We start from the raw sequence: 15,418 nt of genomic DNA, 5'->3' as shown, positions 1-15,418 counted from the left end.
AACCCGCTTTTCACAGAACCTTAAAACCAAGGTTCTTTGTTCAAAGCCCGTTAGTCCTCATCAGCTAAGCGGGATTGCTCGCACTCACTACGCATCAATATTCTTTACATCCACATAAACCGCATTGTCCTCAATGAACTTACGGCGTGGTTCCACGCGATCGCCCATCAACATATCAAAGATATTATCGGCTTCTGCCGCATCTTCTGGACTCACCCGCAATAAGCGACGGTTGTCTGGATCCATCGTGGTTTCCCACAATTGGCTGGCATCCATTTCACCAAGCCCCTTGTACCGTTGAATTTCAGGTTTTGGACTCGGTGCAATTGCCCCAAGACGTCCTGCAACTGTTCGTCAGAATCGATGTACTGCATCAATTTTCCCTGACGAATCCGATACAGAGGTGGTTGCGCGATATAAACGTATCCCGCTTCAAGCACTGGCCGCATGTAGCGATAAATCAGTGTGAGCAACAAGGTCCGAATATGGGCACCATCGACATCGGCATCGGTCATGATGATCAGCTTGTGATAACGCGCCTTAGCCACATCGAATTCTTCACCAAAACCAGTTCCCATCGCGGTGAACAGTGTCCGAATTTCTTCGTTAGCCAAAATGCGTTCCATGCTGGCTTTTTCAACGTTCAAAATCTTCCCACGAATAGGCAGAATCGCTTGTGTCAGACGACTCCGACCGGACTTAGCAGAACCGCCGGCGGAATCCCCTTCGACAATGAACAATTCTGAGATTTCAGGATCTTTACTGGTGTTGTCGGCCAACTTACCAGGCAGATTAGAAATTTCCAACCCACTCTTCTTACGTGTCACTTCACGTGCACGCTTAGCTGCCAGACGCGCCTTGGCTGCCAGGATCGCTTTGTCGATAATCAAGCGCGCTGGTGTTGGGTGTTCCATCAGATACTTGCTGAAGTGTTCACTGAACATGCGATCGGTAACGGAACGCGCGTCCGAGTTCCCCAGCTTGGTCTTGGTCTGACCTTCAAATTGAGGATCCGGGTGCTTCACTGAGACAACAGCGGTCATCCCTTCGCGGACATCTTCACCGCTCAGGTTGTCATCGCCATCCTTCAATGCGCCGCTCTTACGCGCATAATCGTTGATCACACGTGTTAGCGCCGTCTTGAACCCAGCTTCATGCGTCCCACCTTCGTAGGTATGGATGTTGTTCGCAAAGGTCATCAAGTTGCTGTGGTAATCGTCGGTGTATTGCAGGGCAACTTCAACGGTAATCCCGCTCTGTTGGCCTTCAACGTAGACAGGTTCATCGAGCAAGGTATTCTTCTTGTCGTCCAAGAATTCAACGTAAGACTTAATCCCACCTTCATAGTGGAATTCAAGCTTCTCGTGCGTTTCGGCACGCTTGTCCGTGAAGGTCAGCTTCAAGCCCTTATTCAGGAAAGCCAATTCGCGAATCCGTGTCGTCAGAATCTTGTCATCGTACACGGTGGTTTCAGTGAAAATATCGGGATCGGGCACAAAGTGAACCTTGGTGCCGTGTTCGTGTTCAGGCGCATCGCCAATCACCTTCATTGGTGTGTGCACCTTACCTAAACGAAAATCGATATAGTACCGTTTGCCGCCACGCGTGACTTCAACATCTAATTCGGTGGACAAGGCATTCACGACAGAAGCCCCAACCCCGTGCAGCCCACCAGAAACTTTGTAGCCGCCGCCGCCGAATTTCCCACCGGCATGCAAAATCGTGTAGACAGTTTCAAGGGCTGGACGACCTGTTTTGGATTGAATGTCAACCGGAATCCCACGGCCATCATCGGTCACCGTCACTGAATTATCAGGTTCGATTTCGACTTCAATCTTGGACGCAAACCCAGCTAAGGCTTCATCAATCCCGTTATCAATGATTTCCCAGACCAAATGGTGCAGACCTTGGCTACTGGTCGTTCCGATATACATCCCTGGACGCTTACGAACCGCTTCGAGGCCCTCAAGCACTTGAATCTGACTCGCATCATATTCAGCGGCAAGTGCGTCTTTCTTTTCTTCTAACTGCTCTTTTTCTTGATCCGTCACGATTTCAATCCTACTTTCTATTTATGATAACGGTGTTAATTCGCCTTGATGAACCTCAAACACCGTGGGTTGATCGATCATTTCCTTGGCCACACCATCCAAACTGGGGGTGGTCAAAAAAGTTTGTACTTTATTTTGAATCGCACGTAAGAGGTGCGTTTGACGCATATCGTCCAATTCGGAGAGCACATCGTCCAGTAAGAGGACGGGATACTCGCCTGTTTGGTGATGCATCAATTCGATTTCGGCCAGCTTGACCGCTAAGGCCGTCGTGCGCTGTTGCCCCTGACTGCCAAAGCTCGCCACATCGCGCTCATTGACGATAAAACTGACGTCATCGCGGTGCGGACCAACCAGCGTGGTGCCCTGATCAATCTCGCGCGCGCGATACTTTTTGAAGCTCTCACTGAGCGCTTCATACGCCTGTTCATCATCATGCCGCGCATCGGGTTCGACTTGCGTCTGGTACTTGAAGGTCAGCTGCTCATGCGCGGTTGTGATGTCACTGTGCACCTGAGCCGCAAACTTCGCCATGTCATCGAGCAGTGCTGCGCGCGTCACAATAATCTCCGCACCAAATGCGGCGAGTTGATCCGTTAACACATCGAGATACACCAAGTCTTTGGCCTGGTGAAATCGCAATTGCTTGAGATATGCATTGCGCTGCTTCAACATCGTTTTATATTGCGCCAAGTTGTAGAGGTATTTGGGACTCATCTGACCGAATTCCATGTCGATGAATCGCCGTCGCCCCGCTGGACTGCCTTTGACGATGGTCAGATCTTCTGGCGCAAACAAAATCACGTTAAAGTGCCCCAAGTATTGCGACAGTTTTGCCTGCTCGAGATGATTGACCCGCGCTTTTTGCCCTGCTGACTGATTACCAGTTCAAGTGGCAGTGTGCCGGTGCGACGCTCAACAAGCCCCGTCACCTTCGCAAACTCACTTCCAAATTGAATCAGTTCCTTGTCATTATTGGTGCGATGACTTCGCGCCAATGCGAGCACATAAATCGCTTCAAGCAGGTTGGTTTTGCCTTGCGCATTCTCACCAATCAACACGTTGATCGAAGGTGAGAAGCTGGCATCCACCGCCGCATAATTGCGGTAATGCTTTAACGTGAGGTGTTTCAGATTCATTCCGCGATCGCCACGGTGAATTGTTGCCCGTCTTCTAATGCAATCACGTCACCGGGATACAACTTGCGCCCGCGCCGTTGATCGGGTTCACCGTTAACCAATACCGTCTGCTCAGCCAGATAAAACTTCGCTGCGCCACCGCTGTCGATAACCCCGACCTCTTTGAGTAATTGTCCCAGGGTTAAAAAAGCGGTGGTAATTGTTACTGTTTCCATGCCACCCAATCTCCTTTGCGTTTTCACTTGAGTAAATGCCGTCATTTAGCCTTTTTGTTGGCTAAAGTCTACTAATATTATACCTTTTTCTGGGCCAATTACAATTTAATTCGCCAATATATGGCCGTTTCAGCCGATTTAAGGTTCGATTAGCCCCCCTCCCTAAAAATGCTCAAATCCGTTAAAAAGGGCTAAAATTTTGTTTTCCAAGATTGCCGGCCTTTTTATGCCACGATTAGCAAGGATTTTTACGCTGGCGTCTGTGCTTGCGTCCACGTCACTGTCGCCACCGTTGTTGTGGGCGGCACAATATTGGTTTGCGCCAGCTGAATCATCACCGGCACCACGGGATGTGTGTTCGCTAGCACGTGCGGTTTGCCATCCGCTTCAATGCGCTGACTATCGATGGTGCCACCCACGACAAAAGGCACGTGTGGCGTTAAGGTCACAGCGAGCTGACCAGGCGCTGGCAATTGCAACTGCGTACGTAATTGCTGTGGTGCTTCTGTTAGGCGTTGCACCGCTAATCCTTGAACCGGCTGCTCCGGTTGAGCCGGGGCTGGTAGAACTGTGATTGGGGCTCTGGCACTAACCAGGCTCACCGTTTGATTAGCGCGACGATAGGTCAATTTCACAAATAAGTGTTGCCCTTCTCTAATAAGGGCCATGACGCCGGCACATCGAATGCAGGCGCTTGGCTGCTACCCACAACCTGGCCATTGATGTACCAGGTGTAATCCAAACTGGTGTCATCGCGATGACCGGGCATTCCCGCTACCGTCAGCGTCAAGGCGCGATTGGCCGTAATGGTGAGCGGCATGGTCCCGCCGTATTGAATGTGTGCAATCATGGGCTGTTCAATATAGTTCACATCCGCCTGAACGGGTGTGCTCTCCGGCATGTTTTTGCCCCACTCGGGTTGAACACTGGGTGGATTGGGATGGAACGTGTTATAAGTCCGCTCAATCCCCGGAATCGGCTTCACACCGCGGATCATATCCACCTCAAGCACCACTTCATCATTGGCATTGCGCACGATTGGTGTCAGCGGAAAGCCGACAAACTACTGAGACTCACCGGATCGAGGCGCATGGGTGGAATCGCCAACGAGTTCTCTTGAACGGTCACCGAGAAAGTCTGCGTGTACTGCCAGGTGCCAACGCTTGCCGTTACCGTCATTGAATACTGCCCAACTGCATGTGCCTGCAGACTCACCATGCTTTGCGCGTTGTCAAAAACCTGCAATGAGATTTCCTTTGGCATTTGCCAGCTGAACCTGGCCGGCTTTTGCCCGGTTGCTGCGGCAGGCGGATAAACCATTGGCGCTAGTCGGACCTGAACACCGCGCGGCAAGATGAAGTGTTCCGGCGGTCGCGCCACAAACCCACCAAAAAGGGATCATAATCACTGTCAAGTTGTGCATCGACGTGAACACTTGGTAACCACCAAAGAACGAGTAAGACACCCAACACAATTTTCTTCAACATGGTCTCGCCTCCTTAATGCTTAAAATTACGCGAAGCCACAAAAAAAGAGCCTGTGACATAGCCCCTTTCGGGGTGTCACAGGCTCATGGTTGCTAAGAGCATGATTGGCTAATCTTGTTTCAAAAGGTTGAGAAATCCTTTGGTTACAGCTTCAGCTCTTATTGTGAAACAAATCACAACTAGGATGCATAATTATTCAATTAGTAGGTGCGGACCGGTGTAATCAGTTGAATGAAGTGGTCACGATCTTCAGAAGGCACCAAGGTGAAAGGCCGTAATGGTGCGGTGAAGGCCACTTCAACGGTTGTCTGACCAAAGGCTTGCAACGCTTCTTTCATGTAATCAGGGTTGAATGAAATTTCTAAGTTTTCCCCGCTTAAGGCGCTGAACTGGAGCACTTCTTCAACATTCCCGACATCAGGAGAGTTCCCATAAATGATGGCGCTTTGGGTCGCCACATCCAGTGTCAACCGAACCACATTGTTGCGACTTTCATGACTCAACAGACTTGCACGTTGAATGGCTGCCAACAATGCGGGTGCCGCAAATTCAACTGTCGTGGTGCTGCTTGTTGGGATCAAGCGCGTGGTATCAGGGTAATTGCCTTCTAACAGCCGTGAGTAAAAGGCGGTTTGGCCGATGATAAACAAGACTTGGTTTTCAGCAATTCGTAATTCAACTTGATCGATGTCATCCGTCAGCATCCGACTGAGTTCAACCAGACTTTTCCCGGGAATAATCACGTCGTAATCGGTGGTTGTGGGTTGTTCCAAATCCAATGTCCGCTGGGATAAGCGGTGAGAATCCGTTGCGACCGCCATCAATTGGGCGCCACTAATCACAAAGTGGACCCCAGTCAACACGGGACGACTCTCTTGATTAGAAACCGCAATGACCGTTTGATTGATCAATTGCTTGAGCACTTCAGCGTTCAACATCAATGGTTGTGGGGCGCTGATTTCTGGTAACCGTGGATAGTTGTTGGCATCTAAACCATTGATCGTAAATTCGGAAGACCCGGATGTAATCAAGGTTTGGAAGTTATCTTTGACCTCTAACGTCATCGTGTTTTCAGGCAGTCGCTTCACGATCTCACTGAAGAAACGGGCTGGCAACACAATCGAACCGGTACTTTCAATTTGAAGATCGTTGTTTTCACTGGTGGCATCAATGCGTGATTCAATTGAGATATCAGCGTCACTACCAGTTAACACAAGACCGGTATCACTGAGCACTAACTTGAGTCCGGTCAAAATAGGAATTGTTGTCTTGGATGAAATCGCACGGGAGACGTCATTCAATGTTTTGAGGAATACCGAACGGGTAATCGTAAATTTCATAGCTGGGGACCTCCAGTATATATATATTATTTAAGATTTTTAGTAATAGTAGTAGGGGCTGTGGGTAATGTGGAAAATCCTGTGAAACTTAAGCACAGCAGTTATACACCTGTGGATAAGTCGGTAGATAAAAGTGAGGATATCTGTCGACTTGTTCACACCCATCAATGTTCATTCTTTAATCGATTGCGTAATTCGAGAATATCAGCTTTCAAACTATCATCGGTTGTAATCATATCGGTGATTTTTTCGTGTGCGTGAATGACAGTCGTATGATCCTTGCCACCAAAGGCCTGACCGATTTTTGGCAGGCTATTGTCGGTCATCTCACGCGCTAAGTACATGGCAATTTGGCGCGGCATCACAATCTGTTTGACGCGCTTCTTACCTTTGAGTTCGCTGACGGTTGTGCCGTAATATTTGGCGACAATCTCCTGGATGCGACTGATCGAGAGGGCGTGATTCTTGGTGTTGAGCTTCAAACTCTTCAGCGCGTCCGCGGCCAAGCTGGTCGTGATCGCTTCGTGCTTGAGGTTCGCATAAGCTTGAACCCGCACCAAAGAACCCTCGAGTTCACGCACGTTACTATCGATCTGGCCGGCGATGTAAGACAACGTGTCATCTGGAATGACCAGATTCTCGGCGTTGGCCTTATTGCGCAAAATGGCAATCCGCGTCTCTAAATCAGGCGGTGTCACATCGACAGATAAACCCCACTTAAACCGCGATACCAAGCGATCTTGCAGCTTTGGAATTTCGTTTGGTAGGCGATCACTGGTGAGGACGATTTGTTTTTGTCTTCATATAAGGCATTGAATGTATGGAAGAATTCTTCTTGAATCCCTTCCTTATCAGCAAAGAACTGAATATCATCGACCAGCAAGAGGTCCACGTTACGATATTCTTGCCGGAATTCTTCTTGAGTCTTGGTCCGAATGGAGTTGATGAAGTCATTGGTGAAGGCTTCACTGGTCACGTACTTGACCTTGGCTTCTGGATTGGATGTCAGAAGCTGATGCCCAATCGCCTGCATCAAATGCGTTTTACCCAAACCCACGCCACCATACAGGAATAATGGATTATATAAGACCCCGGGTTCTTCGGAAACCACTAATGCCGCGGCGTGCGCCATCTGATTACCCTTACCCGTCACGAATGTTTCAAACGTGTATTTACTATTAAGGTGACTCTTTTCCTTAAACGTTGGAATCGGCTGGTCGGTCTGAATATCGCTTAAAGGGTCGGGTTCTAATTCGTCGCCGGTTTTGATGACGGGTGTCACTTCTAACCGCGCAAATTCATAAACGCCTTCAACCACTTTTGTGGCGAGATTCTTTTCCCAGTAGTTCTTATGCAGTTGTGCCGGCACACTGATTTCTAACGTCGTTTGCGTGAGGCGTACGGGCTTGGCAGTTTCGATCCAGGTGTTAAAACCGACTTGCGTCAAGTCCGCGCGGAATTTGTCTTTCAAATACGCCCACAGCTCATCTAAATTTGGCACATGCGCTCCTCCTATTCCCAAAATGTTCACTGACTTAGTGTAGCATGACTAAAAAAGTTTTCCACAGACAATCAAACTATCCACACAATCCTCAAAAATAAAAAGGCGAAAACCACAGGTGCATAACTCGTTATCCACAGATGAGTAATGATTGCGGAAAACTCCGCAAAATATTCGACTTATCAACAATGAGACGCAATCTTAAAATGTTATCGCAATGCATGTTTCACAAGTTATTAACCGCTGAAATTCACCTTGTGGATAAACATAAAAACAGGCTGTTAATTTCTGGAAAAGCCTGCGAATTACCTGTGGTGGATAAAAGCAAGTCCGGGTTAAAATCACAAGTTATCAACAAAAATCCGCTATTTCGCGGATTTGTGGATAAGTTTTTTATGAAAATGCGTGCATTCTAACTTGACGAATCAGTGGGTGACCCGTATAATTGTGAGATGTTTGATATGACTGTAGCTAATTGATTAAATATCAAGTTACAAACAGGAGGTGCATACAATGACAACAAAGCGTACATTCCAACCAAAGAAACGTCACCGCGAACGCGTTCACGGTTTCATGAAGCGGATGAGCACAAAGAACGGCCGTAAAGTTTTAGCACGTCGCCGCGCTAAGGGACGTAAAGTATTATCTGCCTAAAAACCACTGACCGCGGTCAGTGGTTTTTTTATCAGAAGGCGATCATCGCACTTTGTTGAGGTGGTTGCCTTCAATTGTGCTATCAACCGATTGTCAGTTCAGGCAACCGTATCATTGAATGTGAGGGAGCAGCGTGCGCAAATCATACCGTATTAAAAAAGAAGCCGAGTTTCAGGATGTGTTTGAGCACGGGCAATCGGTGGCCAACCGGAACTTCGTGATCTATCAGCTCAAACGCGATCAACCCCATTTTCGGGTGGGGATCTCGGTGGGGAAGAAAGTTGGCCATACCGCAGTGATGCGAAATCAAGTGAAGCGTTACATTCGGCAAAGCCTTTTAGAACTCAAACCACGGATTGACCCGCAGGCGGATTTCTCGTCATCGCCCGCAAACCGGCTACGCGATTGACCATGGCCGAAACCAAAAAGAATCTAATTCATGCCCTAACGTTGGCCGGCATTCTGGCTGATGAAGTTGACGTGATTTAATCATACATATAAGTGAGGTATTCTTGTGAGTAAGCGTACAACCAAACGACTGCTCGTCAGCATGGCGCTGATGAGTCTGGTCGTCTTCTTAGCCGCATGTGGCACATCTGCTGTCAATGCGAATAGTACTGGCTTCTGGGACCGATATATCGTGTATAACGCAGCCCAATTCATCTTGTGGCTCGCAAACATCTTTGGCGGCAATCCTGGTGTTGGGATCATCGTCTTTACCTTATTGGTTCGGATTATTATCTTCCCATTGAGTTACATCTCAATGAAGAGCATGGGGAAGCAACAAGAAATTGCGCCTCAGATGAAAGAATTACAACAGAAATATAGTAGTAAGGATCAAGCTACCCAGCAAAAACTCCGTGAAGAGACGCAAAAGCTTTACGCGGAAGCCGGCATCAATCCAGTGATGGGTTGTTTACCATTAGTAATTCAAATGCCGTTCCTGTTCGCGTTGTATCAAGCGATTGCGCGGACCGATGCCTTAAAGGCCGGCTCATTCTTATGGATGAACCTGGCACATCCCGATCCTTATTGGGTGATGCCAATTGTTGCGGCCCTCTTTACCGCTCTGACCAGTTACATGTCGATGTTGTCACAACCAACACGGAATGCGACGAGCTGGATTATGGTTGGGGTCACCCCAATCATGATCTTGTTCATGGCCTTCAGCTTGCCAAGTGCGATCTCAATCTACTGGGTTGTCACGAACGCCTTCTCACTGTTACAGACCATGATTATCCAAAATCCGTTCAAGATTCGTCGCGAACGTGAGGCTAAGTTGGAAGCGGAAAAAGAACGCAAGCGTGCCCTGGCTAAGGCCAAGAAGCGTGCGTTGCGCCGTTAAACGTTCATTATAGGAGAACAGTGATGCCAACGTTTCAAGGAAAAACCATGCAGGCTGCCATTGAGCTGGGTTTGCAGGTGATGCAAGTGCCTCGTGATACCGTCACGATTGAAGTGGTGGATGAAGGTAAACGTGGTTTCTTGGGGTTTGGTCGGCGTTTAGCTACCGTCGAACTCACACCCAAAGTTGTGGTGCCTGAAGCAGCTGCACCCGATGAGGCGCAGACGGCACCTGAAACGGCTGAAAAACCGGATGATGCAACAGCGCTGCAGTTGGTTGAAACTTATCTGCAAAGTGTGACCAAGGCCATGGCAATTGATGCCACTGTCAGTCAGTCGCGAAAAGGCAATGTTGTTACCTTTACATTTGCGACGGACAAGGAAGCGCTATTGATTGGGAAGCATGGTCGTATTATCAATGCGTTACAGGAATTAGCGCAGACCTTGTTCAATCATCACGGCCAACACAAGCTCACACTGATGCTCGATGTCGGTGACTATCGCGAACGTCGTCAGGATACCGTGAAGCGCCTCGCTCAGCGCAGTGCGCGTGATGTGATTGCGACGGGGCAGCCGGTCTATCTCGACCCGATGCCATCGTTTGAACGCAAGGCCATTCACGCCGCCTTAGCGGATAATCCGTACGTGCACACGCGTTCGGATGGTCATGATCCCTATCGTTACGTGGTGATTGTGCCGCAAAAACAACATTAAGTTTTGACAATGCGCTTATTTTTAGTTATGATGAACGCAATTAAATAACGAGATGAAGTAGTCAAAGTGCTTTGTCCACGGTCGCCTTTTTGAGTGCGGCTCGTGGATACTGCGCTTTTTTGTTGCTCGAAAGGAGGATGTCAACAGTTATGGAACAAGTGATAACAGCAGATGAAACCATTGCCGCGATTTCAACGCCACCTGGTGAAGGGGCGATTTCAATCGTTCGGCTCAGCGGATTGACCGCATTAGAGGTGGCCAATTCGGTATTTAAGGGGCGTGATTTGACGGAAGTGGCGAGCCACACCATCAATTACGGTCACATTATCGATCCCGATAACGACGAAACAGTGGATGAGGTGATGGTCAGTGTGATGCGCGCACCTAAGACGTTCACGCGTGAGGATGTCATCGAAATCAACTGTCACGGTGGGATTGTGGCGACGAATCGGATCTTACAGTTGTTGCTCGGTCAGGGCGCGCGACTGGCAGAACCCGGTGAATTCACCAAACGTGCCTTCTTGAATGGCCGCATCGACTTGACCCAAGCGGAATCCGTCATGGATCTGATTCGGGCCAAGACCGATCGCGCGATGCAAGTGGCGGTCAATCAACTGGACGGGAATCTGAACCACCTGATTACGAATCTGCGCCAAGAGATTCTCGAGGTGTTGGCACAAGTCGAGGTCAATATTGATTACCCAGAGTATGATACCGATGAGATGACCACCCAATTGTTGCTGGAAAAGGCGCAGGTGGTGAAGGCCGCGATTGCCCAACTCCTGCAGACGGCGGGACAAGGTAAGGTCTTGCGCGAAGGACTGGCCACCGCGATTGTGGGCCGCCCTAACGTTGGGAAATCTTCGCTGCTGAATCACATGTTGCATGAAGATAAGGCGATTGTGACGGATGTGGCGGGTACCACGCGTGACACCTTGGAAGAGTATGTCAATGTGCGCGGCGTGCCGCTCAAGCTGATTGACACGGCCGGGATTCATGATACCGACGACAAGGTCGAAAAAATCGGGGTGGAACGCTCACGAGCTGCGATTACGCAAGCGGATTTGATTCTGCTGGTATTGGATCAGAGTCGGCCGCTCACCCAAGAGGATCGCGACTTGTTGGCAGCGACTGCCGACAAGAAACGCATCGTGATTTTGAACAAGCAAGACCTACCGGCACAGCTGGATCAACAGGAACTGGCGACCTTGGTCGATGCCAAGGATGTGTTGACCACTTCCGCGTTGACCAGTGAAGGCATGACGGCACTCGATGAACGCATTGCGGAATTGTTCTTTGGCGGCATCGAGAACAGTCAAACCACCGTGATGGTTTCTAACTCGCGTCAGATCGGCCTGTTGCGGCAAGCGCAGCACGATCTCGATGGCGTGATTGATGGCATTCAAGCGGGCATGCCAATCGATTTGGTGCAGATCGATATGACCAGCGCCTGGGATAACTTGGGTCAAATCACGGGTGATGCAGCACCTGATGAGCTGATTACACAACTCTTTAGTCAATTTTGTTTAGGAAAGTAGGAAAAAACATGCGCGAGTACGATTCAAACGAATATGATGTGATTGTCGTCGGTGCGGGCCATGCGGGTTCTGAAGCGGCTTTGGCAGCGGCACGGATGGGTGAAAAGACCCTGTTGTTGACGATCAATGTCGACATGTTAGCGTTTATGCCATGTAATCCCTCACTGGGTGGCCCAGCGAAGGGAATCGTGGTGCGAGAAATTGATGCTTTGGGTGGCGAAATGGGCCGCAACATCGATAAGACCTATATCCAGATGCGGATGTTAAATACCGGTAAAGGCCCCGCTGTGCGTGCATTGCGGGCCCAAGCAGATAAGGCCGCTTACCACCGCAGCATGAAGGCAGTCATCGAAGCCCAACCTAACCTGACCTTGCGTCAAGGGATGGCGGAACGCTTGTTGGTTGAAGATGGCGTCTGTGTCGGTGTTGTGACCGCGACAGGTGCGCGTTATCACGCTAAGAGTGTTGTGCTGACAGCTGGAACCAGCTCCCGCGGTAAGATTATCATCGGTGAACTGATGTACAGCTCTGGCCCTAATAACAGCTTGCCTAGTGTGAAGCTCTCCGAGAATCTCGAGGAATTGGGCTTCAGCCTGCGTCGCTTCAAGACCGGGACACCACCACGTGTGGATGGCAACACCATTGATTTTGACAAGACCGAGGAACAACCCGGCGATACGACCCCTAACCACTTCAGTTATGAAACCAGTGACGCGGTCTATCTGAAGGATCAACTGTCTTGCTGGATGACCTACACCAACGATAAGACGCACGAAATTATTCGTGAAAATCTCGATCGCGCCCCAATGTTCTCTGGTGTCATCAAGGGTGTTGGCCCACGTTATTGCCCATCCATCGAAGATAAGGTTGTGCGTTTCGCTGACAAGCCACGCCACCAACTATTCTTGGAACCAGAAGGCCGTGACACCGATGAATATTACGTTGGCGACTTCTCCACCTCCATGCCAGAAGAAGTGCAATTGAAGATGTTACACAGTGTGGCTGGCCTCGAGCACGCCGAAATGATGCGTCCCGGTTACGCCATCGAGTACGATGTGATCGAACCATGGCAACTGCACCCAACCCTTGAAACCAAGGTCGTTAAGAACTTGTATACCGCGGGCCAAATGAATGGGACTTCCGGTTACGAAGAAGCAGCCGGCCAAGGTCTGATCGCTGGTATCAACGCCGCATTACGTGCCGAAAATAAGGCACCATTCACGCTCAAGCGCTCCGATGCTTACATCGGGGTGATGATCGATGACTTGGTGACCAAGGGCACCAACGAACCCTATCGCTTGCTGACGAGCCGTGCAGAGTACCGCTTGATTTTGCGGCACGATAATGCCGACTTGCGACTCACCGAAATGGGCCACGGATTGGGCTTAATCAATGATGTGCGGTTTGCGCAATTTGAAACCAAGAAGGCACAGATTGAAGCAGAACTCGCCCGGTTGGATAGCATTCGCTTGAAGCCAGCCCAGGTCAATGATTGGTTGGCAAGCTTAGGTGCAGCACCTCTCAAGGATGGCGTGCTCGCGAGTGATTTCTTGAAGCGGCCAGAAGTGACCTACAACGACTTATTGCAGTTCATTCCAGCCGAGAATCTGGATCACCGGGTCGTTGAACAGGTTGAAATTCAGATCAAGTATGCGGGTTACATCGCTAAAGAACAACAGAGCATCGATCGCTTGAAGCGGTTGGAAGCCAAGAAGATTCCAGAACGCTTGGACTATGAAGCCATCAACGGGTTAGCCACAGAAGCCCGTCAAAAGTTGACCAAGATTCAGCCAGAGACGATTGCCCAGGCTAGCCGAATCAGTGGTGTCAATCCCGCTGATATCGCGATTCTGTCCGTCTATATCGAACAGGGCCGGATTGCGAAGGTAACGGCATAAAAATAAAAGCGGTTGTGACAAAACCAATTTGGTTTTGTCACAACCGCTTTTTATGTGCCTCGTGCACAATATTTCCCAGGTTAATGTGCCGCAGTGGTGACTTTCTCAACGGCTTCAATCGCCGCTTCAATCTTGTCAGGTGTGACCGCGGGATCGATCAACTTGAAAGATTCTTGGGGTTGGGCGGCCCATTCTGCGACAGGCGCAATCGGTTGCGTCGTGACGTTGAGATCGGCCAGTGTCGTTGGCAAGCCGAGCGCGTGATAGAGCGGCAGTAGGGACTCGATTTCATCTGTTTGGCCGGTGTAAGCGAGTTGCACCAGAATGCCATAGGCGACCTTTGAGCCGTGCAGAATCGCATGAGTTTCGTTGATATACGACAGTCCATTATGGATTGCATGCGCGCCCGATGTGCGGCCATACGCCACGGCAAATCCCCCAACGGTCCCCGCAATGCCGATAATGGCATCAATCACGTCAACTAGTTCCTGCGTTAGGTGATGGTCATCAAAGTCATGGGTGGCATTCAAGGCGTGATTGGTGATGACCTCGCGAATATTTTGCGCGGCCAGATAACCCAGCTGGTTAAAAGCGGGTAGTGGCTGATCGAGCGTTGCCACAATGCCTTGGATCTCATACCACTTCGCCAATGTATCACCGATTCCGGCGATGAAGTAATCGCGTGGGGCATCCAAAATCAATGACCAGTCGACTACAGTCGCATAGGGTGCTTGGCTGAAATAGGCGACACGCTTAAAGGTGTGATCCTGATGGTAGATGGCGCCGATTGGGGTGTATGGCGCACAGTTAGAGGCGAGTGTCGGTACCGTGATAATCGGGATGGCGAGCACTTCCGCACTCACTTTGGCGGTGTCGAGGACCCGGCCGCCACCAATGCCGATAATGACATCGGCATCGGGTGCCTGATCGGCCAGATGTTGACCGTCTTCATCACTGGCGGAACCGTCATAGCGCAGGACTGGATAGTCGAATGCGGTGTTGCTATGCGCTGTGAATGCCGCGTAAGATTTGTCACCCGTGATGATGACGGGGTGGTGAAAGGGTGTCAGTAAATCTGGCAACTCATCGAGCGCGTGTTCCGCGCTCACATATTGGTTTGCTCCTGGTCGAATGAGGTCTTCTATGCTCATAAATAGCACCTCTCATTTTCTCATTTATTTTTCACGAATGATGTCATGTTAGAGTTCGAAAATTTTTTTGTCAAGCTTAAATTTGTGTTGACAGGGTTCATTGCCTGCCGTATGATAATGAAAAATTAAATTTAACTGATAAAAAACGATGTGACGAGAAGAGTAATCGGCAGCGCAAAGCACAGAGAATTGCCAGTAGGTGAGAAGGCAGTGAGCGGGCTGACGGTGAAAATGATCTCTGAATGGATTCGGCAATCTGAGTCGAATACGGGTGCCTCCGTTACCGGGTTACGATGTGATTACGCATTTAAAGGTCTTCGTATGGAGACGAACCTGGGTGGTACCCCCGGCACTATTGTCGGCCCTTCTGAATTTTTCAGAAGGGC

Annotated in this window: 11 protein-coding genes and 4 pseudogenes; 6 read left to right on the top strand and 9 right to left on the bottom strand. The window is 49.6% G+C overall.

The genetic code is table 11. The annotated features are described in order from the left end of the window. Window positions 1-87 precede the first annotated feature (87 nt). The 8 genes and pseudogenes from gyrB to dnaA form a co-directional block, all read right to left on the bottom strand. Window positions 88-2,051 (bottom strand): annotated as a pseudogene (gene gyrB / locus JCM17471_RS09185) (DNA topoisomerase (ATP-hydrolyzing) subunit B). Window positions 2,052-2,072: 21 nt separating this feature from the next. Beyond that, window positions 2,073-3,190, bottom strand: a pseudogene (gene recF / locus JCM17471_RS09180) (DNA replication/repair protein RecF). Beyond that, entirely contained in the window at window positions 3,187-3,405 is a 219-nt protein-coding gene (yaaA, locus tag JCM17471_RS09175) for a S4 domain-containing protein YaaA (RefSeq protein ID WP_054777637.1), read from the bottom strand. Before yaaA ends, recF begins: the two are co-directional and overlap by 4 nt. A gap of 248 nt (window positions 3,406-3,653) precedes the next feature. Next, the gene (locus JCM17471_RS09170) at window positions 3,654-4,073 is read right to left on the bottom strand and encodes a hypothetical protein (RefSeq protein ID WP_156321664.1); all 420 of its coding nucleotides are present in this window, start codon (window positions 4,071-4,073) and stop codon (window positions 3,654-3,656) included. Beyond that, a complete protein-coding gene (locus JCM17471_RS09165) occupies window positions 4,037-4,441 on the bottom strand; it encodes a hypothetical protein (RefSeq protein WP_054777635.1) in 405 nt (134 codons plus the stop codon). The genes JCM17471_RS09170 and JCM17471_RS09165 overlap by 37 nt, the downstream gene beginning before the upstream one ends. Before the next feature lie 8 nt (window positions 4,442-4,449). Further along, window positions 4,450-4,785 (bottom strand): hypothetical protein, encoded by a 336-nt coding sequence (locus JCM17471_RS09160; protein WP_156321663.1) that lies wholly within the window; start codon window positions 4,783-4,785, stop codon window positions 4,450-4,452. Between the two features lie 307 nt (window positions 4,786-5,092). Continuing rightward, window positions 5,093-6,232 carry a DNA polymerase III subunit beta gene (dnaN, locus tag JCM17471_RS09155; RefSeq protein WP_054777633.1) on the bottom strand — a complete coding sequence of 380 codons (1,140 nt, stop codon included), beginning with the start codon at window positions 6,230-6,232 and terminating at the stop codon, window positions 5,093-5,095. Between the two features lie 164 nt (window positions 6,233-6,396). Then, a pseudogene (gene dnaA, locus JCM17471_RS09150) lies at window positions 6,397-7,733 on the bottom strand (chromosomal replication initiator protein DnaA). Window positions 7,734-8,246: 513 nt separating this feature from the next. On the opposite strand from dnaA, the gene rpmH reads away from it, so the two are divergent. From rpmH to mnmG, 6 genes and pseudogenes are all read left to right on the top strand, one after another. Beyond that, complete coding sequence (rpmH, locus tag JCM17471_RS09140) at window positions 8,247-8,387, top strand: 50S ribosomal protein L34 (RefSeq protein WP_003568442.1); 141 nt, start codon at window positions 8,247-8,249, stop codon at window positions 8,385-8,387. A gap of 133 nt (window positions 8,388-8,520) precedes the next feature. After that, window positions 8,521-8,876: pseudogene (rnpA, locus tag JCM17471_RS09135) on the top strand (ribonuclease P protein component). 61 nt (window positions 8,877-8,937) lie between these two features. Continuing rightward, complete coding sequence (gene yidC / locus JCM17471_RS09130; protein ID WP_054777677.1) at window positions 8,938-9,732, top strand: membrane protein insertase YidC; 795 nt, start codon at window positions 8,938-8,940, stop codon at window positions 9,730-9,732. A gap of 23 nt (window positions 9,733-9,755) precedes the next feature. Beyond that, on the top strand, window positions 9,756-10,445 hold the full coding sequence (jag, locus tag JCM17471_RS09125) for an RNA-binding cell elongation regulator Jag/EloR (RefSeq protein ID WP_054777631.1): 690 nt from the start codon (window positions 9,756-9,758) through the stop codon (window positions 10,443-10,445). A 149-nt stretch (window positions 10,446-10,594) separates the two neighbouring features. Then, window positions 10,595-11,983, top strand: a complete 1,389-nt coding sequence (gene mnmE, locus JCM17471_RS09120) for a tRNA uridine-5-carboxymethylaminomethyl(34) synthesis GTPase MnmE (RefSeq protein WP_054777630.1) — start codon at window positions 10,595-10,597, stop codon at window positions 11,981-11,983. 8 nt (window positions 11,984-11,991) lie between these two features. Next, window positions 11,992-13,881, top strand: coding sequence for a tRNA uridine-5-carboxymethylaminomethyl(34) synthesis enzyme MnmG (gene mnmG / locus JCM17471_RS09115; RefSeq protein WP_054777629.1), 1,890 nt, complete (start codon window positions 11,992-11,994; stop codon window positions 13,879-13,881). 80 nt (window positions 13,882-13,961) lie between these two features. Here mnmG and JCM17471_RS09110 read toward each other — a convergent pair whose 3' ends face one another. Continuing rightward, window positions 13,962-15,032, bottom strand: coding sequence for an iron-containing alcohol dehydrogenase family protein (locus JCM17471_RS09110; RefSeq protein ID WP_054777628.1), 1,071 nt, complete (start codon window positions 15,030-15,032; stop codon window positions 13,962-13,964). Between the last annotated feature and the right edge of the window lie 386 nt (window positions 15,033-15,418).

Source organism: Lacticaseibacillus saniviri JCM 17471 = DSM 24301, assembly GCF_001311785.1.
GTDB lineage: Bacteria > Bacillota > Bacilli > Lactobacillales > Lactobacillaceae > Lacticaseibacillus > Lacticaseibacillus saniviri.
Note: the sequence above shows the minus strand (reverse complement) of the source record. Positions and strands in the feature narration are given on the sequence as shown.

Coding starts and splice junctions, on each gene's coding strand:
- rpmH (WP_003568442.1), top strand. CDS start 8,247: ATGACAACAAAGCGTACATTCCAACCAAAGAAACGTCACCGCGAACGC.
- mnmE (WP_054777630.1), top strand. CDS start 10,595: ATGGAACAAGTGATAACAGCAGATGAAACCATTGCCGCGATTTCAACG.
- yaaA (WP_054777637.1), bottom strand. CDS start 3,405: ATGGAAACAGTAACAATTACCACCGCTTTTTTAACCCTGGGACAATTA.
- mnmG (WP_054777629.1), top strand. CDS start 11,992: ATGCGCGAGTACGATTCAAACGAATATGATGTGATTGTCGTCGGTGCG.
- JCM17471_RS09110 (WP_054777628.1), bottom strand. CDS start 15,032: ATGAGCATAGAAGACCTCATTCGACCAGGAGCAAACCAATATGTGAGC.
- dnaN (WP_054777633.1), bottom strand. CDS start 6,232: ATGAAATTTACGATTACCCGTTCGGTATTCCTCAAAACATTGAATGAC.
- JCM17471_RS09170 (WP_156321664.1), bottom strand. CDS start 4,073: ATGGCCCTTATTAGAGAAGGGCAACACTTATTTGTGAAATTGACCTAT.
- jag (WP_054777631.1), top strand. CDS start 9,756: ATGCCAACGTTTCAAGGAAAAACCATGCAGGCTGCCATTGAGCTGGGT.
- yidC (WP_054777677.1), top strand. CDS start 8,938: ATGGCGCTGATGAGTCTGGTCGTCTTCTTAGCCGCATGTGGCACATCT.